This window comes from Vibrio sp. B1FIG11, from assembly GCF_905175335.1.
Taxonomy (GTDB): domain Bacteria; phylum Pseudomonadota; class Gammaproteobacteria; order Enterobacterales; family Vibrionaceae; genus Vibrio; species Vibrio campbellii.
The window spans coordinates 3,024,568-3,046,434 of record NZ_HG992751.1 but is presented as its reverse complement, the minus strand read 5'-3'; the positions used below and the strand labels follow the sequence as shown (position 1 = coordinate 3,046,434).

The 21,867-nt window shown below is 46.9% G+C and carries 17 protein-coding genes; 15 read left to right on the top strand and 2 right to left on the bottom strand.

Going from position 1 to position 21,867, the window contains the following annotated elements:
- Positions 1-54: 54 nt before the first annotated feature.
- The gene (gene barA / locus KHO06_RS14040; RefSeq protein WP_045451165.1) at positions 55-2,853 is read right to left on the bottom strand and encodes a two-component sensor histidine kinase BarA; all 2,799 of its coding nucleotides are present in this window, start codon (positions 2,851-2,853) and stop codon (positions 55-57) included.
- A gap of 192 nt (positions 2,854-3,045) precedes the next feature.
- Here barA and rlmD point away from each other — a divergent pair, with 192 nt between their 5' ends.
- From rlmD to rpoS, 13 genes are all read left to right on the top strand, one after another.
- Positions 3,046-4,365: a 23S rRNA (uracil(1939)-C(5))-methyltransferase RlmD gene (gene rlmD, locus KHO06_RS14035; RefSeq protein WP_212581769.1), complete on the top strand. Its 1,320-nt coding sequence runs from the start codon at positions 3,046-3,048 to the stop codon at positions 4,363-4,365.
- 127 nt (positions 4,366-4,492) lie between these two features.
- Positions 4,493-6,712 carry a GTP diphosphokinase gene (gene relA / locus KHO06_RS14030; RefSeq protein WP_212581768.1) on the top strand — a complete coding sequence of 740 codons (2,220 nt, stop codon included), beginning with the start codon at positions 4,493-4,495 and terminating at the stop codon, positions 6,710-6,712.
- Positions 6,713-6,916: 204 nt separating this feature from the next.
- Positions 6,917-7,714: a nucleoside triphosphate pyrophosphohydrolase gene (gene mazG, locus KHO06_RS14025; protein WP_038891109.1), complete on the top strand. Its 798-nt coding sequence runs from the start codon at positions 6,917-6,919 to the stop codon at positions 7,712-7,714.
- A gap of 151 nt (positions 7,715-7,865) precedes the next feature.
- Positions 7,866-9,506, top strand: a complete 1,641-nt coding sequence (locus KHO06_RS14020) for a CTP synthase (protein ID WP_005531665.1) — start codon at positions 7,866-7,868, stop codon at positions 9,504-9,506.
- Between the two features lie 78 nt (positions 9,507-9,584).
- Positions 9,585-10,886: a phosphopyruvate hydratase gene (eno, locus tag KHO06_RS14015; RefSeq protein WP_005425372.1), complete on the top strand. Its 1,302-nt coding sequence runs from the start codon at positions 9,585-9,587 to the stop codon at positions 10,884-10,886.
- Between the two features lie 423 nt (positions 10,887-11,309).
- Positions 11,310-11,591, top strand: coding sequence for a cell division protein FtsB (gene ftsB, locus KHO06_RS14010; RefSeq protein ID WP_005452106.1), 282 nt, complete (start codon positions 11,310-11,312; stop codon positions 11,589-11,591).
- Between the two features lies 1 nt (position 11,592).
- The gene (gene ispD / locus KHO06_RS14005) at positions 11,593-12,303 is read left to right on the top strand and encodes a 2-C-methyl-D-erythritol 4-phosphate cytidylyltransferase (RefSeq protein ID WP_212581767.1); all 711 of its coding nucleotides are present in this window, start codon (positions 11,593-11,595) and stop codon (positions 12,301-12,303) included.
- 14 nt (positions 12,304-12,317) lie between these two features.
- Positions 12,318-12,794 (top strand): 2-C-methyl-D-erythritol 2,4-cyclodiphosphate synthase, encoded by a 477-nt coding sequence (gene ispF / locus KHO06_RS14000; RefSeq protein WP_005425365.1) that lies wholly within the window; start codon positions 12,318-12,320, stop codon positions 12,792-12,794.
- A 45-nt stretch (positions 12,795-12,839) separates the two neighbouring features.
- On the top strand, positions 12,840-13,883 hold the full coding sequence (gene truD / locus KHO06_RS13995) for a tRNA pseudouridine(13) synthase TruD (protein ID WP_212581766.1): 1,044 nt from the start codon (positions 12,840-12,842) through the stop codon (positions 13,881-13,883).
- Positions 13,883-14,659, top strand: coding sequence for a 5'/3'-nucleotidase SurE (gene surE / locus KHO06_RS13990; RefSeq protein WP_005531673.1), 777 nt, complete (start codon positions 13,883-13,885; stop codon positions 14,657-14,659). The genes truD and surE overlap by 1 nt, the downstream gene beginning before the upstream one ends.
- Positions 14,659-15,285, top strand: coding sequence for a protein-L-isoaspartate(D-aspartate) O-methyltransferase (locus KHO06_RS13985; RefSeq protein WP_012128909.1), 627 nt, complete (start codon positions 14,659-14,661; stop codon positions 15,283-15,285). The genes surE and KHO06_RS13985 overlap by 1 nt, the downstream gene beginning before the upstream one ends.
- Before the next feature lie 14 nt (positions 15,286-15,299).
- Positions 15,300-16,223 carry a peptidoglycan DD-metalloendopeptidase family protein gene (locus tag KHO06_RS13980; protein WP_038891105.1) on the top strand — a complete coding sequence of 308 codons (924 nt, stop codon included), beginning with the start codon at positions 15,300-15,302 and terminating at the stop codon, positions 16,221-16,223.
- 80 nt (positions 16,224-16,303) lie between these two features.
- Complete coding sequence (rpoS, locus tag KHO06_RS13975; RefSeq protein WP_005425361.1) at positions 16,304-17,290, top strand: RNA polymerase sigma factor RpoS; 987 nt, start codon at positions 16,304-16,306, stop codon at positions 17,288-17,290.
- Between the two features lie 89 nt (positions 17,291-17,379).
- On the opposite strand, the gene mutS is transcribed toward rpoS, so the two are convergent.
- A complete protein-coding gene (gene mutS, locus KHO06_RS13970; protein WP_081234591.1) occupies positions 17,380-19,941 on the bottom strand; it encodes a DNA mismatch repair protein MutS in 2,562 nt (853 codons plus the stop codon).
- Positions 19,942-20,026: 85 nt separating this feature from the next.
- Between mutS and pncC the strand changes: the two genes are divergently transcribed.
- Both pncC and recA read left to right on the top strand, forming a co-directional pair.
- Entirely contained in the window at positions 20,027-20,509 is a 483-nt protein-coding gene (gene pncC, locus KHO06_RS13965; protein WP_105066534.1) for a nicotinamide-nucleotide amidase, read from the top strand.
- A gap of 200 nt (positions 20,510-20,709) precedes the next feature.
- Entirely contained in the window at positions 20,710-21,753 is a 1,044-nt protein-coding gene (gene recA / locus KHO06_RS13960) for a recombinase RecA (RefSeq protein ID WP_005425359.1), read from the top strand.
- Positions 21,754-21,867: the final 114 nt, after the last annotated feature.

The following is a 21,867-nucleotide window of genomic DNA, read 5'->3' as shown; positions in this document are numbered from 1 at the left end:
AAGCCAGAGTCGATGCTCTGGCTTTTTTATGTCTATGATTTACTCGGTTATTCTCTACTGCTCAAGATAGAGTTTCGCCGTCGTGGTGACTTTAATCATCTCATCTTGCAGTTCGAACATTTCTGGTTCGATGTCTTCGATGTCAGCACCCGAGCGCAGCGCTTGTTCCAAGGTCGCACACAGAGACTTTAATCTCGGCACACCGCAGTAAGAGCTGCTGCCGTGAAGTTTATGCACCACATGGATAAGGTCATCACGCGAGAAGTCTTCTTGCTCTAATGCTTGATCGACCACTTCTTCCACCTCAGGAATAAAATCAATCAGCATGCGCAGCATGTCTTTAGCTAAGTCTTCTTTGTTGGCACTCTGCTTTAACGCTGCTTGCCAGTCGATGATAACATCTTGCTGTGGTTTTTCTGGTGCTGGTGGCGCAGTCTCCACAACAGGTTCGACATAAGAAGGCGCGATTTTGTCTACACTCTCAGTACAGGTATTTGGGTTCCAATGAACCAAAACCTGTTGCAGAACATGTTCTTCAATTGGCTTGGTTAGGTAGTCATCCATCCCCGCAGCCAGTAGTCGGTCACGCTCACCCGCCATGGCATGCGCGGTTACCGCAATCACTGGGGTGTCTTTGTTCAGCTCTAGCTCTTTAATGTGCTGACAAGCGGTCACGCCGTCCATCAATGGCATTTGAATGTCCATGAAGATCAGATCGTATTTCTTTTCAGTTGCGAGATTCACCGCTTGTTGACCATTACTACATGCCGTTACCGTTTCTACCCGCTCTTTCAATAGCGCAGAGATCAGTTTCAAGTTGGCAGGGTTATCATCAACCGCAAGCACCGTCAGTGGTAAGCGTTCGTTCATCACTGGCTCAATTTGTGCAATCACCGCTTGTGGTGTTTCGACGTGATCCGTGATTAGGCTTTGTAGAAGCTTACGACGCGATAATGGCTTGGTCAGACATTGGATCTGATGATCGTTCATCACTTGGTCTGCCAGTGCCAGTTCGGTACTTGGCGTACCCATGATCACACTCGGAGCCATGCGTTTGGCTTGCTCAATCCAAGCCGCTACCGATTGATCATCGTAGGTTTGGTTGGCAGCCAAGTTCAACAAGACGTAATCGTAGTTCTCGTCGTTCTCTGGCAGTGAAGAGCGGTAGGTCACCAGAATGCCTTCTTGGCTCAGGATCTGCTGTGTCACTGACGCCGCTTGCATGTTCGGTTCAACCAACAGCAATTGCTTACCAGTTAGTAGTTCGACTTCAATCAGATCGCTCATTGGCATTTCAGTTGAGTGCAAGCGAACCGTAAACCAGAAGGTAGAACCTTGGTGTAGGCGACTGGTTAGACTGATTTCGCCGCCCATCTGGCTTACCAGTTTCTGGGTGATAACCAGACCAAGACCAGTACCGCCGTAGCGACGTGAGATACTCGCATCCGCTTGGCTAAATGCTTGGAACAACTGCGCTTGCTGACGTTCGGAGATACCAATACCCGTATCGCGCACCATGAATTGCAGTTCGACCGAATCACCAGATTGTGAGCGCATCTCAACGCTGATGTCGATATTACCGCGCTCAGTAAATTTGATGGAGTTACCGACCAAGTTAGTAAGGATTTGTTGGATACGAAGCGGGTCACCCACCAAGCCTTGCGGGATCTTCGGATCCACTTTCAAGGTGATCTCCAAACCTTTCTCGTGCGCGCTGGTGGCTTGTAGGTTGATTACTTCCTCTAAGCTTTCTCGGAATTCAAACGGAATGTTTTCCAGTGCTAGCTTGCCGGCTTCCAGTTTCGAGAAGTCGAGGATGTCGTTGATGATATTCAGTAGGTTATTTGCGGACTTCTCAATAGTCTGCAAGTAATCCGTTTGACTGTTCGATAGCTGTGTTTTCAGCATCTGGCGGGTAAAGCCAATCACGCCATTAAGTGGAGTACGAAGCTCGTGAGACATGTTCGCCAAGAATTCGGATTTCACGCGTGCTGCTTCTTGGGCACGCTTCTTAGCGATGTCTAACTCTACGTTCTGAATCTCTAGCTGTTCCAGAGTCTCACGCAAGTCTGACGTCGCTTGGTCTATACTGTGCTGCATCTCAACGTGGTATTCCGATAGCGAAACCGCCATGGCGTTGATACCGTTTTTCAACTGGTCTAACTCACCATGCATTTTTCCCTCGATACGCACATCAAGGTGACCACGACGAATGCGGTCCACAACATTCTTCATGTGGGTGATCGGCTGGGTTACATCATGCATGAGGCGAGAGGCGAACACACTCGCGAGACCAAGACCGAGGATCAACACCAAGAAGGCAGAGAAGACTTCTTGATATTGCTGCAAGCGAAGTGACGAAAGATCCATTTCTACGGCGATGTAGCCGATGGCTTTTGTGCCCTGATTCTCATTTGAGAGCTCCGAAAGATAGTGACCTTCAGATAGAATCGGCACGCGAAGAATAAGCGAGTTATCGAAGATTTCCGAGTCCCCTAACTGAGGGATCGGTTTATCCTTCGGGAACATCAGAGCTTCAAAATTGGGATGGAAGTTAGAAGTGACGAAAAGCTCATGATTTTCATCGAATACCGCAATACTGCGAACCAGTTTCGAATTTTTGCGGTGAGCGTAACTGATAAGGCGACGAACGGCCTCGCGGCTTTCGGAAAGCAGGTGAGTTTCACTGGCAATCGCAAGCGGTTCGATAATGCTATTACCTGTGGTGATAACTTGTTTCTCTAGGTCTTGGTAGCGGTTGAATGAGAAAAAGCCGCTCAGTAATAAACCAATAATAAGAGTGGGAGCGAGAGTTAGTGTAATTACACGTGCTCTTAAGCCATATCTGGTCATGTTATCTAATTACATCGGAGTCTGGATATGGGAAAATAACGCATTATTTCTCAAGCGCACGATAAAGCCTTGAGCAAAAAAGTGACGTCACCGGATAAACGGTAAGCATAATCAAGTCACTCGAATCACACAACGGCTGCAAGCAAGAATAGTGAAGCAGTAGAGCAATTAGACACAAATCAGGCACAGAGCATGGCACGTATCTTTCAACCTAAAAAGAAAACGCAATTGAATACCCGTCACCAAGCGGTGCAAGTAGAGCGTTTGGATCATCACGGCGCAGGCATTGCTTACCTTAAGAAGAAACCATTGTTTATTGATGGTGCGCTACCGGGTGAGGAAGTGGTAACCCAATTGGTGGAAGAAAAGAGCAAGTTCGCTCGCGGTAAGTTGATTAAAATCCTTAAACCGAGTGACGCTCGCGTGGAGCCATTTTGTCCCCATTACCATGAATGCGGTGGCTGTGACCTGCAGCACCTGAACTATGACCAACAATTGACGCACAAGCAGCAAACGCTTCGTCAGTTAATGAGAAAATTTGCCGGCAGTGATATCGAGTTGGATGCGCCTGTGTTGGGTGAATCTCTTGGCTACCGTCGCCGTGCTCGTGTGAGCTTGTTCGTGGACAAAAAGACTCGTCAGCTGCACTTTGGTTTCCGTAAAAAGCAGAGTAAGCAAATTGCACAAGTGACGGATTGTCCTGTGCTCGCACCTGAGTTGAATGCGCTATTGCCAGAAATCTACTCGACGTTAAAAGCGTTTAAGAAGCCAGAGCAACTTGGTCACGTAGAGTTGGTGCTAGGTGATAATGGTCCATGCATTACATTGCGTCACCTAAACAAGTTGACTGAAAAAGAAACCAATACCTTGGTGGAATTGGCGAAGCGTCACCAGGCATCGCTCTATCTGATGCCTGAAACGGATCAGCTTGATTTGGTTGAGGGCGAAGTGCCTTTCTATCAAGAAGCCGGTGTTACTGTACCATTTACGCCGAATAACTTTATTCAAGTGAACCAAGCGGTAAACCAGAAAATGGTTGCTCAGGCTGTGGATTGGTTAGACCCAAAAAGTGACGAGCGAGTGTTAGATTTGTTCTGTGGCTTGGGTAACTTCAGTTTGCCTATCGCGAAACGTGCAAAACACGTAGTTGGCGTAGAAGGTGTGGCAGAAATGGTGGAAAAGGCAGCAAACAATGCATCTTTGAACCAAATCAATAACGCTCGATTTTATCACGCTAACCTTGAGCAAGATTTTGAAGGGCAAGTTTGGGCGGCTGAACAATTCGACAAAGTGCTGCTCGATCCAGCACGTGCGGGTGCGAGTGGGATCATTGATCAAGTTTCTGTGCTTGGCGCACGCCGTATAGTTTATGTTTCTTGTAATCCTGCTACCCTTGCAAGGGATAGTCAGAGCTTGCTGGAGCAAGGCTACCAATTAACCAAATTAGGTATGCTGGACATGTTCCCTCATACCAGCCATCTAGAGTCGATGGCACTGTTTGAAAAGTCCTGATAATTGGGACTTTATTGATCACTTACTCGTGGAGGGTGGTCAATAAGCCAACGCTTAAGGCTTGGCACAAGAACTAACCTGGATGGTGTTAGTCAAACCACACAAATATAATAATTAGGATGATGAGATGGTTGCGGTAAGAAGCGCGCATTTAAACCAAGATGAACAGTTTGAACTTGAAAGCTGGGTGGCTAGCCTAGGTCAAGAGAAGAACACAGCGAAACGCTTAACCGAAGTGTATCGTGACTGCCAATCTGTGTTGGCGGATAACGAGCAGGCGGAGCTTTTGTTGTGGCGTGGACGAGAGATGATCGAAATCTTGATCACCTTGTCGATGGACAAAGCGACACTTGTCGCGGCGCAACTGTTCCCTTTGGTCTCAAGTGGTGCTTTTGATAGAGAGCTCCTTGAGGAAAAATACAGCAAAGAAATCATTAAGCTGATCGATGGCGTCGACGAAATGGCGGCAATTGGTCAACTAAATGTAACAATGGATGGTGGTGCTGCCTCGTCTCAAGTAGATAACGTTCGTCGCATGCTGTTGGCAATGGTGGATGATTTCCGCTGCGTGGTCATCAAGCTGGCGGAACGTATCTGCAACCTGATTGAAGTAAAAAAAGCGCCGGACGAAGTTCGTCGTGCAGCGGCAAAAGAGTGTGCAAACATCTATGCGCCTCTGGCAAACCGCCTTGGCATTGGTCAGTTGAAATGGGAAATCGAAGATTACGCTTTCCGCTATCAACAGCCAGAAACCTACAAACAAATCGCGAAGCAATTGGCTGAGCGTCGTATTGTCCGTGAACAATACATCAAAGACTTTGTCGACGACCTTACCCAAGAAATGACGGTATGCGGCATCAACGCAGAAGTCAGTGGTCGTCCAAAGCACATCTACAGTATCTGGCGCAAAATGCAGAAGAAGAGTCTGGCGTTTGATGAATTGTTTGACGTACGTGCGGTACGTATCATCGCTGACAAACTTCAAGACTGTTATGCCGCTCTAGGTGTGGTTCACACCAAATATAAACACCTACCAAGCGAGTTCGACGATTACGTAGCAAACCCGAAACCAAACGGCTACCAGTCTATTCATACCGTGATTCTTGGTCCTGAAGGTAAGACCATCGAGATCCAGATTCGTACTAAAGAAATGCACGAAGATTCTGAGCTCGGTGTTGCAGCGCACTGGAAATATAAAGAAGGTGCAAGCAGCCGCAGCGGTTACGATGAGAAGATCACATGGCTACGTAAGCTACTCGATTGGCAAGAAGAAATGTCCGACTCTGGCGAGATGTTGGACGAGCTGCGTAGTCAGGTATTTGATGACCGCGTGTATGCCTTTACCCCACGTGGCGATGTTGTCGACCTACCAATGGGCGCAACCCCGCTCGATTTCGCTTACCACATTCACTCAGAAGTGGGGCACCGTTGTATCGGTGCCAAAGTGGCGGGTCGTATCGTCCCGTTCACTCATAAACTGCAAATGGGCGATCAGGTTGAAATCATCACTCAGAAAGAGCCAAACCCTTCACGTGACTGGTTGAACCCGACGCTGGGCTTTGTGACGTCGAGCCGAGCACGTGCCAAAATCAACGCATGGTTCCGCAAACAAAGTCGTGAGAAGAACTTAGAAGCGGGTCGTGAAATCCTAGAGCACGAATTGGCGAAAATCGGCGCGACACTGAAAGACGCAGACCAGTACGCGCTGAAACGCTTTAACGTCAATAGCGCCGATGAATTGTATGTTGGTATTGGTAGTGGTGACTTGCGCATCAACCAGATCATCAACCACATCAACGCGTTGGTAAACAAACCAACCGCGGAAGAGGAAGACCAGCAAGCGCTAGAAAAACTGCAAGAAGCAGAAAATCGTGCTCCAGCACAAAGTCGTCCGAAGAAAGATGCGGTTGTGGTAGAAGGTGTCGATAACTTAATGACGCACCTAGCGCGCTGTTGTCAGCCGATCCCAGGTGATGAGATCTCAGGTTACATCACTCAAGGTCGTGGTATTTCGGTGCACCGTAGCGATTGTGAGCAGCTGGAAGAACTTCGCCATCACGCTCCAGAACGTATCATTGATACCGTTTGGGGTAGCGGCTTTGTCGGCTCTTACATCTTGACGGTTCGTGTTGAAGCGATGGAACGTGGCGGTCTACTAAAAGACATCACAACGCTATTTGCGAACGAGAAAATTAAAGTCACCAGCATGAAGAGCCGTGTCGATTACCGCACGCAAATGTCGATCATGGACTTTGACCTTGAAGTGACCAACCTTGAAGTGTTCTCACGCGTTTCGAAGCGTGTTGAGCAGATCAAGGATGTAATGTCGGTGAAGCGCTTAGGCTAAAATTCTCGTCATACTTGAAGCTGATAGCGTTGTTGCCTAAGCTCACTCGCTCCATCACATAGGCAGGCTATGCTCAGGAGTCTCGCTCGCTTGCCGCCTAGCTACAGCTTCAATTATTTAGAGAATTGATCAACATATAACAAAGGTGAGTGGTTTTGGCCGCTCACCTTTTTCTTTAGATAGAAAGGTTTAAAGGAACAGAAAATGAGTCATCCAATTGAACAGTTAGAACAAATTATGGCGAAGCTGCGTGACCCAGAAAGCGGTTGCCCTTGGGATTTAAAGCAGACCTTCGACACCATTGTTCCGCACACTATCGAAGAAACCTACGAAGTGGTGGATGCGATTCAAAACCGTGATTGGCCGAACTTACAAGAAGAGTTGGGTGACTTGTTGTTCCAAGTGATTTTCTACAGCCAAATGGCAAAAGAGCAGGGATTGTTCGAGTTTTCTGACGTGGTAGAAACGGTTAATGAAAAGCTGACGCGTCGCCATCCTCATGTTTTTTCAGAAGTAGAGTTCGATTCTGAAGAAGCGATTAATGCAAACTGGGAAGCGGAAAAAGCGAAAGAGAAAGCACAAGTAGGCAAAGCTGAAGAAAGTATTCTAGACTCAATACCAAACTCTCTACCTGCGCTTTCGCGTGCTACAAAGATCCAGAAAAAGTGCGCAAAATTTGGCTTCGATTGGGACTCGCTTGGCCCGGTTGTAGGCAAAGTGCAGGAAGAAATTGAAGAGGTAATGGAAGAAGCGCTTCAAATTACGCCGGATGAGGAAAAAGTCGAACTTGAATTAGGCGATCTTTTATTTGCTACCGTGAACCTGTCGCGTCACTTAGGGAAAGACCCAGAAGTAGCACTGGCAAAAGCCAACTTAAAGTTCTCGAAACGCTTTAAAGGCGTGGAAACTAAAGTTGCAGCGCACGGTAAGCAGCTCACAGACTTTACTCTAGATGAACTCGATTCCATGTGGGATGAAGTGAAACGGGAAGAGCGAAGCTGAAATTGCATGAATACTCGAATTTGATTTGAAGCAAAAAATAAAAAATTACGGTGTGATAGATTTCACGTTGTGGCGGTTAGGAGCTTCTGGTATATTTACGTCCCGTCCAGAAGCACTCCATTTCCCTCATTCAACCAATTTCAGGTTAAACATGACGACAAATTACATTTTTGTTACTGGCGGGGTTGTATCCTCTCTAGGTAAAGGTATTGCAGCAGCATCTCTTGCCGCTATTCTAGAAGCTCGTGGTCTTAAAGTGACTATGATGAAGCTTGACCCTTACATCAACGTTGATCCAGGCACAATGAGCCCAACTCAACACGGTGAAGTGTTCGTTACGGAAGATGGCGCAGAGACTGACCTTGACCTTGGTCACTACGAGCGTTTCATCCGCACCAAGATGACTAAGCGTAACAACTTCACTGCTGGTCGTGTTTATGCAGACGTACTACGTAAAGAACGTCGCGGTGATTACCTAGGTGCAACCATTCAGGTTATCCCTCACATCACTAATGCTATCAAAGACCGCGTAATCGCAGGTTCTGAAGGCCATGATGTTGCTATCGTTGAAGTCGGTGGTACGGTAGGTGATATCGAATCACTACCATTTATGGAAGCTATCCGTCAGCTTGCTGTAGAACTAGGCCGTGAACGCGCAATGTTCATGCACCTAACGCTAGTTCCTTACCTAGCAGCTGCAGGTGAAGTGAAAACTAAGCCAACTCAGCACTCTGTTAAAGAGCTGCTGTCTATCGGTATCCAACCAGATATTCTAGTTTGTCGCTCTGATCGTATGATCCCAGCGAACGAGCGTAAGAAAATCGCTCTTTTCTGTAACGTACAAGAAAAAGCAGTTATCTCAATGAAGGACGTAGATTCTATCTACAAGATCCCTCAACTTGTTAAGTCTCAAGGTCTAGATGACCTAGTTTGTGCTCGCTTTGGTATCAACGCACCAGAAGCTGACCTGTCTGAATGGGAACAGGTTATCTACGAAGAAGCGAACCCAACTGGTGAAGTAACTATCGGTATGGTCGGTAAATACATCGAACTACCAGATGCTTACAAGTCAGTAAACGAAGCACTTAAACACGCAGGCTTGAAAAACCGTCTAAACGTCACAATTAAATACGTAGACTCTCAAGATGTTGAGACGAAAGGCGTAGAAGTACTTGAAGGTCTAGATGCAATCCTAGTACCTGGCGGCTTCGGTGACCGTGGTATCGAAGGTAAGATTCGCGCAGCACAATACGCTCGTGAAAACAAAGTACCTTACCTAGGTATCTGTCTAGGCATGCAAGTAGCACTTATCGAATACGCGCGTAACGTAGCGGGTATGGAAGGTGCACATTCAACAGAATTTAACAAAGACACTAAGTACCCTGTGGTAGGTTTGATCACTGAATGGGTAGACGGCGAAGGTAAAGTTGAAGAACGTACTGAAACGTCTGACCTAGGTGGTACGATGCGTCTTGGTTCACAGCTATGTCACCTAGAGAAAGGTACGAAAGCTCGTGAACTATACGGCAACGCGACAATTCATGAGCGTCACCGTCACCGTTACGAAGTAAACAACAATCTTCGTCCGCAAATCGAGAAAGCAGGTCTGAAAGTATCTGGCCTATCAGCGGACAAGAAACTAGTGGAAATGATTGAGAACCCAGCTCACCCATGGTTTGTAGCGGCTCAATTCCACCCAGAATTCACCTCGACGCCTCGCGATGGTCACCCACTATTCGCAGGTTTCGTTAAAGCTGCTGGCCAAAACGCTCGCGGCGAATTCGAGAAGTAAAAGGATACGGGCAGCGGCGAAGGTTGTGCTGCTGCCCTTTAAAATTGACATTTATATTTGAAACGAGAGGAAACATTAATGTCTAAGATCGTTAAAGTTCTAGGTCGTGAAATCATCGACTCACGTGGTAACCCAACTGTAGAAGCTGAAGTACACCTAGAAGGCGGTTTCGTAGGTATGGCAGCAGCTCCATCTGGCGCATCTACTGGTTCTCGCGAAGCTCTTGAGCTACGTGACGGTGACAAAGCACGTTTCCTAGGTAAAGGTGTTCTTAAAGCTGTTGAAGCTGTAAACGGCGCAATCGCTGAAGCTCTAGTTGGCAAAGACGCTAAAGACCAAGCTGCAATCGACGCAGTAATGATCGAACTAGACGGCACTGAAAACAAATCTAAGTTCGGTGCGAACGCTATCCTAGCTGTTTCTCTAGCAAACGCTAAAGCTGCAGCAGCAGCTAAAGGCATGCCTCTATACGAGCACATCGCTGAGCTAAACGGCACAGCTGGTCAGTTCTCTATGCCTCTACCAATGATGAACATCATCAACGGTGGTGAGCACGCAGACAACAACGTTGACATCCAAGAGTTCATGATCCAACCAGTTGGCGCTAAGACTCTTAAAGAAGGTCTACGTATCGGTGCAGAAGTATTCCACAACCTAGCTAAAGTTCTTAAGTCTAAAGGCTACAGCACTGCAGTTGGTGACGAAGGTGGTTTCGCTCCAAACCTTAAGTCTAACGCTGAAGCTCTAGAAGTTATCGCAGAAGCTGTTGCAGCTGCTGGTTACGAACTAGGTAAAGACGTTACTCTAGCTATGGACTGTGCAGCATCTGAGTTCTTCGACAAAGAAGCTGGCATCTACAACATGAAAGGCGAAGGTAAAACTTTCACTTCTGAAGAGTTCAACCACTACCTAGCTGAGCTAGCTAACCAATTCCCAATCGTTTCTATCGAAGACGGTCTAGACGAGTCTGATTGGGCTGGCTTCAAGCACCAAACTGAACTACTAGGTGACAAGCTTCAACTAGTAGGTGACGATCTATTCGTTACTAACACTAAGATCCTTGCTGAAGGTATCGAGAAAGGCGTAGCTAACTCTATCCTTATCAAGTTCAACCAAATCGGTTCTCTAACTGAGACTCTAGCTGCAATCAAGATGGCTAAAGACGCAGGTTACACTGCAGTAATCTCTCACCGTTCTGGCGAAACTGAAGATGCAACTATCGCTGATCTAGCGGTAGGTACAGCTGCAGGTCAAATCAAGACTGGTTCTATGAGCCGTTCTGACCGTGTTGCTAAGTACAACCAACTTATCCGTATCGAGGAAGCTCTAGGTGAGCGCGCTCCTTTCAACGGTCTTAAAGAAGTTAAAGGTCAAGCTTAATTCTTAACTGAATTAACAGCTTAACTTAAAGCTTTTGAAAACGCCTCGCACTTGCGGGGCGTTTTTGTATCTGACATATGGGAACGGGCTTTGCCCTTCAGGAACGCTTCGCTTCGAGAGGCGGGAACGGGCTTCGCCCTTCGAGAACGCTTCGCTTCGAGAGGTGGTACGGACTTGGCTCTTCGAGATCGCTTCACTTGGCGATATGAGAATTGACTTTGCTTTTTGATGTCTTTCGCTCATGTTCATTTGTCATTCCCTAGAACGACGAAGGAGAGAGTCGGGAATCTCTTTGTTTCATTTTGCTGCTTTTTTCCTGTAAGGAGCGTGTGAGTCTCTTTTTATGCCCTAGAGCCAATCACGCATTTATGCTATATATGTCACCTTATCTAATCCCTTCCGGTACAGAATGTTAGCAACGATATGCGAATCTTTGTTATAGCCCTTACGTTACTGTTTGGCTGGCTTCAATATACCCTCTGGTTTGGCAAAAATGGGGTGTCTGACTACTACACAGTAGAAGATGAAATTGAAGTGCAGCAACAAGTAAACAGCAAGCTGCAAGCTCGTAATAACGAGATGTTCGCTGAGATTGATGACTTACGACAAGGTCTTGATGCAATCGAAGAACGTGCGCGTCATGAACTTGGTTTGGTTAAAGATGGCGAAACCTTCTACCGAATTGTCGATGAGGAAGAGCATTAATATGTTGGAAACGAACACTCCAACCCATATTGCTATTGTGCCTGCCGCAGGAGTTGGCAGCCGCATGAAGGCAGATCGCCCAAAACAATACCTGTTGATTGACGGCAAAGCGGTACTGGAACATACCGTAGAGAAACTGCTTTCTCACCCAAAGATTTCTAAGGTTGTCGTGGCTATTACCGACGGCGACCCATACTACCCTGAACTGTCCATTGCTCAACATCCTGATGTGATTCGTGTAGCTGGTGGCAAAGAAAGGGCAGACTCTGTGTTATCAGGGCTAAACTATGTAAGTACACATCTAGAAAGCGAGTGGGTATTAGTCCACGACGCGGCAAGACCGTGTGTATTAACATCCGACATTGACCGTTTGATTGATGTTTGTTGCGCTCATCCTACGGGTGGCATTCTCGCGTCTCCAGTGAGAGACACGATGAAGCGAGCAAACGCGGCACAAAATATCGATCATACGGTAGATAGAGAAGCATTGTGGCATGCACTGACTCCACAAATGTTTAAAACTCAGCAGCTTACCCAAGCGCTGGCTGACGCATTGGAACAAGGTGCAACCATTACTGATGAAGCTTCGGCTTTGGAGTGGTTAGGCGAGAAGTCTGCACTTGTTCAAGGGAATGCGAATAATATTAAAATTACTCAGCCAGAAGATCTTGCGCTAGCCGAGTTTTATCTCAGCCGTGAGCGCGGCGAATAAAGAAAGGATAAAAAATGATTCGAATTGGTCATGGTTTCGACGTACATAAATTCGGTGGTGAAGGTCCGGTAATCATTGGTGGCGTAGCGATCCCTTACGAACAAGGTTTGATTGCACACTCTGACGGTGATGTTGCGCTGCATGCGTTAACGGATGCCCTGCTTGGCGCGATTGCTGCAGGCGATATTGGTCGTCACTTCCCTGATACGGATGACAAATGGAAAGGCGCAGATAGTCGTGAACTACTGAAAGACGTTTACCGTCGAGTCAAAGAGCAAGGCTACCGTCTTGGTAATGCAGATGTCACTATCATGGCACAAGCGCCGAAGATGGCACCGCACATTGACGCAATGTGTGCTGCCATTGCCGAAGACCTCGAAACCGACATTAGCAACATTAACGTAAAAGCAACGACGACAGAACGTCTTGGCTTTACTGGACGCAAAGAAGGCATTGCAACGGAAGCAGTTGTACTTCTGTTTAAGCAATAATTAGCAATTTGCTCCTCTAAGCTGTGATATCAGCGGAAATACATCATGTCAGACATTTTATCTTCATTGGCTTACCTAACAGGTAAGCCAGTTGCATCTGCAAAAATCAAAGCGCACCCAGAGCATTTTCAGGTTCGCGAAGATTTAGGTTTTGCCTTTACGGGTGAAGGCGAGCACTTAATGGTTCGTATCCGTAAAACAGGTGAGAACACCAGTTTTGTTGCTAACGAACTAGCAAAAGCCTGTGGTGTTAAGTCGAAAGACGTTAGCTGGGCGGGCCTTAAAGACCGTCATGCTGTGACTGAACAATGGCTAAGTGTGCATTTACCAAAAGGTGAAACGCCAGACTTTTCAGCATTTTTGGCGCAATACCCAAGCATCGAAATCCTTGCAACGGATCGTCACAATAAAAAACTGCGTCCTGGAGACCTAGTAGGGAACGAGTTCGTGGTGACTTTGTCTGAAGTGACAGATGTAGCGGATGTTGAGCAACGCCTTGAAAAAGTGAAACAAGTGGGTGTACCGAACTACTTTGGTAGCCAGCGTTTTGGTAACGATGGCAACAACCTTGAAGAAGCACGTCGATGGGGACGCGAGAACGTTCGTACCCGTAATCAAAACAAGCGTAGCATGTACCTGTCAGCAGCTCGTTCATGGATCTTCAACCGCATTGTTTCCGCTCGCCTGGAGAATGGTGTGTTTGACAAGTTCATCGATGGTGATGTGGCACAGACAGCTTCTGGTACTCAGTTAGTTGACGCAAGCAACATGGCTGCTCTACAAGCGCAATTGGCTCAAAGCCAAGTGGCGATCACTGCTGCACTGGCGGGTGATAACGCGCTACCAACTCAAGCGGATGCGCTAACCTTAGAACAACCGTTCTTAGATGAAGAACCAGATTTGATGGCACTGATTCGTGGTAACCGCATGCGTCACGACCGCCGCGATATCGCACTCAAGCCACAAGACTTAGCTTGGACTGTCGATGGTAACAACATCACACTGACGTTCTCGCTGGATGCGGGCTCCTTTGCGACTTCAATCGTGCGCGAATTGGTTATCGAAGAAAAGGTAGAAAGAGAATATTAATGGAAATGGATTCACACAACGCGAAGCCATTAAGAATACTGCTCAGCAATGATGACGGTGTTCATGCTCAGGGAATTCATGCGCTTGCTGATGAGCTAAGAAGCATTGCTGAAGTGACGATCGTTGCGCCGGATAGAAACCGCTCTGGTGCTTCTAACTCATTGACATTAGAGCAACCACTGCGTGTTACCGAGATAGCGCCGAAGACCTTCTCTGTGCAAGGTACACCAACAGACTGCGTGCACTTTGCGCTGAACGAGTTGATGAAAGATGACCTGCCAGACCTCGTGCTGTCAGGCATCAATCACGGCGCAAACCTAGGTGATGACGTGTTGTACTCCGGTACGGTGGCTGCTGCGATGGAAGGGCACTTCCTTGGAGTGCAGGCGATCGCTTTTTCTCTAGTCGGTAAACAACATTTTGAATCGGCTGCTAAAATTGCTCGCCAGTTGGTTGAGCAGCATCTGATTCGCCCAATTCCAACCAACCGTCTATTGAATGTGAACGTCCCTGATCTTCCGTTTGAAGAGCTTGGTGAGATTGAAGTGACTCGCTTAGGTGCGCGTCATCACGCTGAGAATATGATCAAGCAGAAAGATCCGCGTGGACATGATATCTATTGGCTCGGTCCTCCGGGCAAAGAGCAAGATGCCGGTATCGGTACGGACTTTTACGCGATTGAACATGGCTTTGTTTCAATCACACCACTGCAAGTCGATCTCACTGCTCATGAGTCGCTGCGCGCAATGGACAGTTGGTTAAAGGAAGAGAATTAATGACTAACCCACATGCTGACAGGTTGATAGCATTTCTTATCTCCAGTGGCATCAGTGATCAACGAGTGTTGGATGCGATTTATCGACTGCCGCGTGAGAGCTTTGTCTCACAAGCAATGATGCACCAAGCGTACGACAACAATGCGTTGCCGATTGGTCAGGGGCAAACCATTTCTCAGCCTTACATCGTTGCAAAAATGACAGAGCTGCTCGATTTGAAATCGGACAGCAATGTTTTAGAGATTGGCACGGGCTCGGGCTACCAAACAGCAGTCCTTGCTCAAATTGTTGATCATGTCTATTCAGTTGAACGCATTAAGTCTCTGCAATGGGATGCTAAGCGTCGTCTGAAACAACTGGATATCTATAACGTCTCTACTAAACACGGAGATGGTTGGCTCGGGTGGGAAGCGAAAGGCCCGTTCGATGCGATTATCGTCACTGCGGCAGCGGAAAGTGTTCCCCAAGCACTTTTATCCCAGCTGAAAGAGGGCGGTAAGATGATCATTCCTGTTGGTGAAGAAGAGCAACAACTATTAAAAATTGAACGTCAGGGTGAACAATATCTGTCGACCGTGGTAGAAATGGTAAGATTTGTGCCATTAGTTGCAGGTGATTTAGCTTAAGGGTTAAAGACTAGGTGAAGAAGTTATTACATCGTTTTGGTATTAGCTGTTTGTTGGCTGCGGGACTGGTTGGTTGCGCGGCTCACTCACCTGCACCTGTTTCTAGCTTAAACAAAGATTACTCAGCGGTTGAACGTGGCAGCTATAGAGGGAGTTATTACGAAGTAAAGAAAGGTGATACCCTTTATTTTATTGCCTACGTCACAGATAAGAATGTAAATGATCTTGTTCGTTACAATGAATTGTCTGCGCCTTACACGATTTTTCCGGGGCAGAAGCTAAAACTTTGGGCCCCGAAATATGTCGCACCTAAATATGGCCATAAAGTGGAACCCGTTGTAGCTCCGGTAGTTGCGGCGAAACCTGCTCCAGTGACTAAAACATCAACAGCGTCAAAGTCGTCAAATTCAAGTAAAAGCTCTACTCAACAACCTAAGCCAACTACGACTCAAGTTGCACAAAAACAGCCGCCAAAGAAGGTTGAACAATCCAAACCAAAGGAGTATGTTGGGTCAAAAGGTAACCAAAATGTTAAGCCAAAACCACCAGTAACTACGGCGAAAAATGACAAAGTATCTAAGTGGTTATGGCCAACAAAAGGGAGAGTAATCAAGAACTTCTCAGCGGGAGAACAGGGAAATAAAGGCATCGACATCGCAGGACAGCGTGGTCAGCCTATCGTTTCAACCGCAGCCGGCACAGTTGTGTACTCAGGTAATGCGCTACGAGGTTATGGCAACCTAATTATAGTGAAGCATAACGACAATTATTTAAGCGCATACGCACACAATGACAGATTGCTGGTTTCAGAAGGACAAAGTGTTAAGAGCGGACAAAAAATTGCGACCATGGGTAGTTCAGGTTCAAAATCCGTCAAACTTCACTTTGAAATTCGCTACCAAGGTAAGTCAGTGAATCCAAAGCGCTATTTACCTTAAAACTTTGAATAACAACTTGCGACATCATTTAGCGACATATTGAGTTGTCATGTCTTGCTAACTCGCCAGGGGGAGGCGTTATGAGTATCAGCAACACAGTAACCAAAGTTGAAGAGTTCGAATATGACAATGCATCAACGGAAGGCATTGCTAACAACGAGCTTGAAAAAACATCCAACCGAACCAAAACAGCAGCACGCGAAGAATTCGACGCGAGCAGTAAGAGCCTAGATGCAACTCAGCTTTACTTAGGCGAAATTGGTTTTTCACCTCTACTCACGGCAGAAGAAGAAGTACTTTATGCTCGACGTGCGCTGCGTGGCGATGAAGCTGCTCGCAAACGTATGATCGAAAGTAACTTGCGTCTTGTAGTGAAGATCTCTCGTCGATACAGCAATCGTGGTCTAGCACTTCTTGATCTCATTGAAGAAGGTAATTTAGGTCTGATTCGTGCGGTAGAGAAGTTTGATCCAGAAAGAGGCTTCCGTTTCTCAACTTACGCGACGTGGTGGATTCGCCAAACGATCGAACGTGCGTTGATGAATCAAACTCGTACAATCCGTCTGCCAATTCATGTGGTTAAAGAGCTGAACATTTATCTGCGTACTGCGCGTGAACTTTCTCAGAAGCTCGACCATGAACCAACAGCAGAAGAGATTGCTGCACAGTTAGATATCCCAGTAGAAGACGTAAGCAAAATGCTTCGCCTTAATGAGCGCATTAGCTCTGTCGATACACCGATTGGTGGTGACGGCGAGAAAGCGCTACTGGATATTATTCCTGATGCCAACAACTCGGATCCTGAAGTTTCCACTCAGGACGATGACATCAAATCTTCATTGATCCATTGGCTAGAAGAGCTGAATCCAAAACAGAAAGAAGTGCTAGCGCGTCGTTTTGGTCTGCTTGGCTATGAGCCATCAACACTTGAAGAAGTGGGACGTGAGATTGGTCTAACACGCGAACGTGTTCGTCAGATCCAGGTGGAAGGTTTACGTCGACTACGCGAGATCTTGATCAAACAAGGTCTGAATATGGAAAACCTGTTCAACGTAGAAGACGACTAAACAAAGACCGCTGTAGAGGCGAATTCAGAATAAACAAAAGGCTATGGGTGACCATAGCCTTTTTGCGTTTTACAGGATCACTTCAGAAACTAGAGCATCTTCTTCAAGCGGTAAAGTTCTTCCAATGCCTGACGCGGTGTTAGATCATCAGGATCGATGTTCGACAATGCTTGTTCAACATCACTTGGCTCTGGGATCAGACTAAGTTGGTTTGCTACATCAACAGTACTCGGACGAGGTGAGTCAGTTCCTTGACCTAATTGCTCAAGTTGCGACAGCTTGTTACGAGCATTCTTGATGACTGGTTTTGGAACACCCGCTAAACCAGCAACCGCTAGACCGTAAGATTTGCTTGCCGCGCCTTCTTGAACTGCGTGCATAAAGGCAATGCTGTCTCCGTGTTCTACTGCATCAAGATGAACATTGGCTAAGTTTGGCAGTAGGTTTGGTAGCTCAGTCAGTTCGAAGTAGTGCGTTGCGAACAGCGTCATTGCGCCAATTTGAGTCGCAAGCCATTCTGCACTTGCCCATGCCAAAGACAGGCCATCGTAAGTACTGGTACCGCGACCGATCTCATCCATTAGCACCAAGCTGTTCTTAGTAGCGTTGTGAAGAATGTTGGCTGTTTCAGTCATTTCTACCATGAAGGTTGAGCGACCAGAGGCCAAATCATCAGATGCACCGATACGAGTAAAGATGCGGTCTAAAGAGCCAATATGAGCCGATTCTGCAGGTACGTATGAACCAATGTGAGCCATCAAAGCAATCAATGCGGTTTGGCGCATATAGGTCGATTTACCACCCATGTTTGGACCAGTGATGATCAGCATCTTACGGTTTGAACTAAGCTCAATCGGGTTGGCAATAAATGGTTCGCTAGTCACTTGTTCAACGACAGGGTGACGGCCGGCTTGAATGCTGATGCCCGCTTCTTTATCCAAAGTTGGGCGGCAGTAATCAAGTGAATCTGCACGCTCGGCTAGGTTTTGTAGTACGTCTAACTGAGAAATCGCTGAAGCAAGGTTTTGCATCTTCTCAAGGTTTGGCATCAACAAATCAAACAGCTCTTCCCACAGTTTTTTCTCTACTGCTAGCGCTTTTGATTTAGAGTTCAGTACCTTGTCTTCGTGCTCTTTTAACTCAGGAATGATGTAGCGTTCTGCGTTTTTCAGCGTTTGGCGACGTACATAGTGTGGTGGAACCAAGTGGCTTTGACCACGACTAACCTGAATGAAGAAACCGTGTACAGCGTTATAGCCAACTTTTAGGGTGTCGATACCATGACGTTCGCGTTCGTCAGCTTCGAGTTTTTCTAGATACTCGGTTGCACCGTCTGCAAGTTTGCGCCATTCATCAAGCTCAGCATTGTAGCCCTCTGCAATCACGCCACCTTCACGAATAACCACTGGCGGGTTTTCTTTGATTGCACGCTCGAGTAAATCACATACCTCATCTAATGGCGCAGCAAACTGAGCCAGCTTTTTAAGGTATGGGTGAGCTAGAGAAGAAGTGACAGCTTCCAACTCTGGCAGTTGTTGCATCGCATGGCGCAGACGAGCCATATCGCGCGGACGTGCCGAGCGAAGTGCCAAACGAGCGAGGATACGTTCAATATCACCAATTTGTTTGAAGATTGGTTGAATGTCGGTGAACAAGCTTTGATCTTTGATTTCACCAATCGCATCAAGACGGTTGTTAAGGGTATCAACACAGCGCATTGGCTGGTGCAACCAACGTTTTAGCATACGGCTGCCCATTGGGGTCGCACAGTGATCGAGCACTTCAGCTAGCGTGTTATCAGTGCCGCCTGATAGGTTTTGCGTCAGCTCTAAGTTGCGACGTGTAGCGGCATCAAGAATGACAGAGTGATCTTGGCGATCAAACGTCAATGAACGAATGTGCGGTAGGGCAGTGCGCTGAGTATCTTTTACGTATTGGATCAAACAACCCGCAGCACACAGACCGAGTGAAGCATGTTCAACCCCAAAGCCTACCAAATCGCGCGTACCAAATTGTTGGTTCAATTGCTGTTTAGCGGTATCTAGCTCGAACTCCCAGACCGGGCGACGACGGTTACCGTTACGGTTCGACATCAAATGTACGGGTTCAAAATCTTCTGGGAAGAGTAGCTCACGAGGTGCGGTGCGTTGCAGCTCTGCGGCCATCGCTTCTTCGGTTTCCGGCTCGACTAGTTGGAAGCGACCCGAAGTTACATCCAATGTCGCGTAACCGAATTTACCGTTGTGATGGTAAATCGATGCAATCAGGTTATCGATACGCTCAGACAATAGCGCTTCATCAGTCACCGTACCAGGGGTGACAATGCGTACTACTTTACGCTCAACCGGGCCTTTACTTGTCGCTGGATCGCCAATCTGCTCACAGATCGCGACAGACTCACCAAGCTGAACAAGTTTAGCCAGATAACCTTCTACCGCATGGAATGGAACACCAGCCATCGGGATAGGTTCACCTGCCGATGCACCACGTTTGGTCAACGAAATATCAAGCAATTGAGATGCGCGTTTAGCATCGTCGTAGAAGAGTTCGTAGAAGTCGCCCATGCGGTAAAACAGCAAGATTTCTGGGTTCTCAGCCTTTAGCTTGAGATATTGCTGCATCATCGGAGTGTGTTTTTGTTCAGCTTTCACAGGTAAGTACTTTTGTTTATTTCCGTAGCGGCTTAGGATACGTGAATCCCTATCAAGTAAAAAGAGACAAAGGGCATTTTTGGCTATGGAAAGAGCAACAAAATTGAGTGCCGATTTAGGCGCATTATTGGCTAAGCACGGACATGTTTTAACGACGGCAGAATCATGTACAGGCGGTGGTGTTGCAACCGCCATTACTGACATTGCTGGTAGTTCAGCGTGGCTTGATCGCGCGTTCGTTACTTACAGTAACGAGGCTAAAATGGAGATGCTTGGCGTACAGGCTTCAACATTAGATGCGCATGGTGCAGTGAGTGAGCCAGTTGTGATTGAAATGGTGCAGGGCGCAATTAGAAACTCAAATGCCACCATCGGCGTGTCCATCAGCGGTATTGCTGGCCCGGGAGGAGGCAGTGAGGAGAAACCTGTCGGTACAGTCTGTTTTGCTTTTGTTGATAACCAAAGTTGGCAGCAAGTAGAAACCATGCATTTCACTGGTGACCGTGCACAAGTTCGCAAAAAAGCGGTCGAGCATGCACTGACTCAATTGCATCAACATCTGCTCTAGAATTTCTTAAATTGTTTTAGCCCAGCGTTGATAAGGGCTAGAGCAAATCATGGCTATAGGTCAGCCAAATTTTTTTCATACAGGTATGGACACTGTATGAATCAACAGTATAATAACTTTCATTGCTGAGCAGTTCTTCTGCTTAAGAAAAATGAATTACTATTCGTCGCCCAAAGAAGATGAATAAATCGGAGAAAGTAATGGACGAGAACAAACAGAAAGCGCTCGCCGCTGCGCTAGGTCAAATTGAAAAGCAATTCGGTAAAGGCTCTATCATGCGCCTTGGTGATAACCGCGCAATGGACGTAGAAACCATCTCAACGGGTTCTCTTTCTCTTGATATCGCTTTGGGTGCTGGTGGTCTACCAATGGGTCGTATCGTAGAAATCTACGGTCCAGAATCTTCAGGTAAAACAACGCTAACTCTTGAGCTGATTGCTGCTGCACAACGTGAAGGCAAAACTTGTGCGTTTATCGATGCAGAGCATGCTCTAGATCCTGTATACGCGAAGAAACTTGGCGTTGATATCGATGCACTATTGGTTTCTCAGCCAGACACAGGTGAGCAAGCGCTAGAAATCTGTGACGCACTTGCACGTTCTGGTGCTATCGACGTTATGGTTGTCGACTCAGTTGCAGCACTAACACCAAAAGCAGAAATCGAAGGCGAAATGGGCGATAGCCACATGGGTCTTCAAGCTCGTATGCTTTCTCAAGCGATGCGCAAGCTAACGGGTAACCTAAAGCAATCCAACTGTATGTGTATCTTCATCAACCAAATCCGTATGAAGATTGGTGTGATGTTCGGTAACCCAGAAACAACAACTGGTGGTAACGCACTTAAGTTCTACGCTTCTGTTCGTCTAGATATCCGTCGTACTGGCGCAATCAAAGAAGGTGACGAAGTAGTAGGTAACGAAACGCGCATCAAAGTTGTTAAGAACAAGATTGCTGCACCGTTTAAAGAAGCAAACACGCAAATCATGTACGGCCAAGGTTTCAACCGCGAAGGCGAACTGATTGACCTAGGCGTGAAGCACAAGCTAGTTGAAAAAGCGGGTGCATGGTACAGCTACCAAGGCGACAAGATCGGCCAAGGTAAAGCAAACGCTTGTAACTACCTACGCGAAAACCCAGAAATCGGTAAAACTATCGATGCTAAACTGCGTGAAATGCTACTTTCACCAGCACTACCTGAAGCACCAGAATCGGGTGAAAAATCAGAGCAAGAAGAAGAGTTTTAATCTTCTGATTGAATCATATTGAACAAAGCCCTGCTATGCGGGGCTTTGTTGTATCTGCTGAAATCAAAACCGAAAAAACAAAGGGCAGATTAATATCAATTAGAGTAGGTAAGC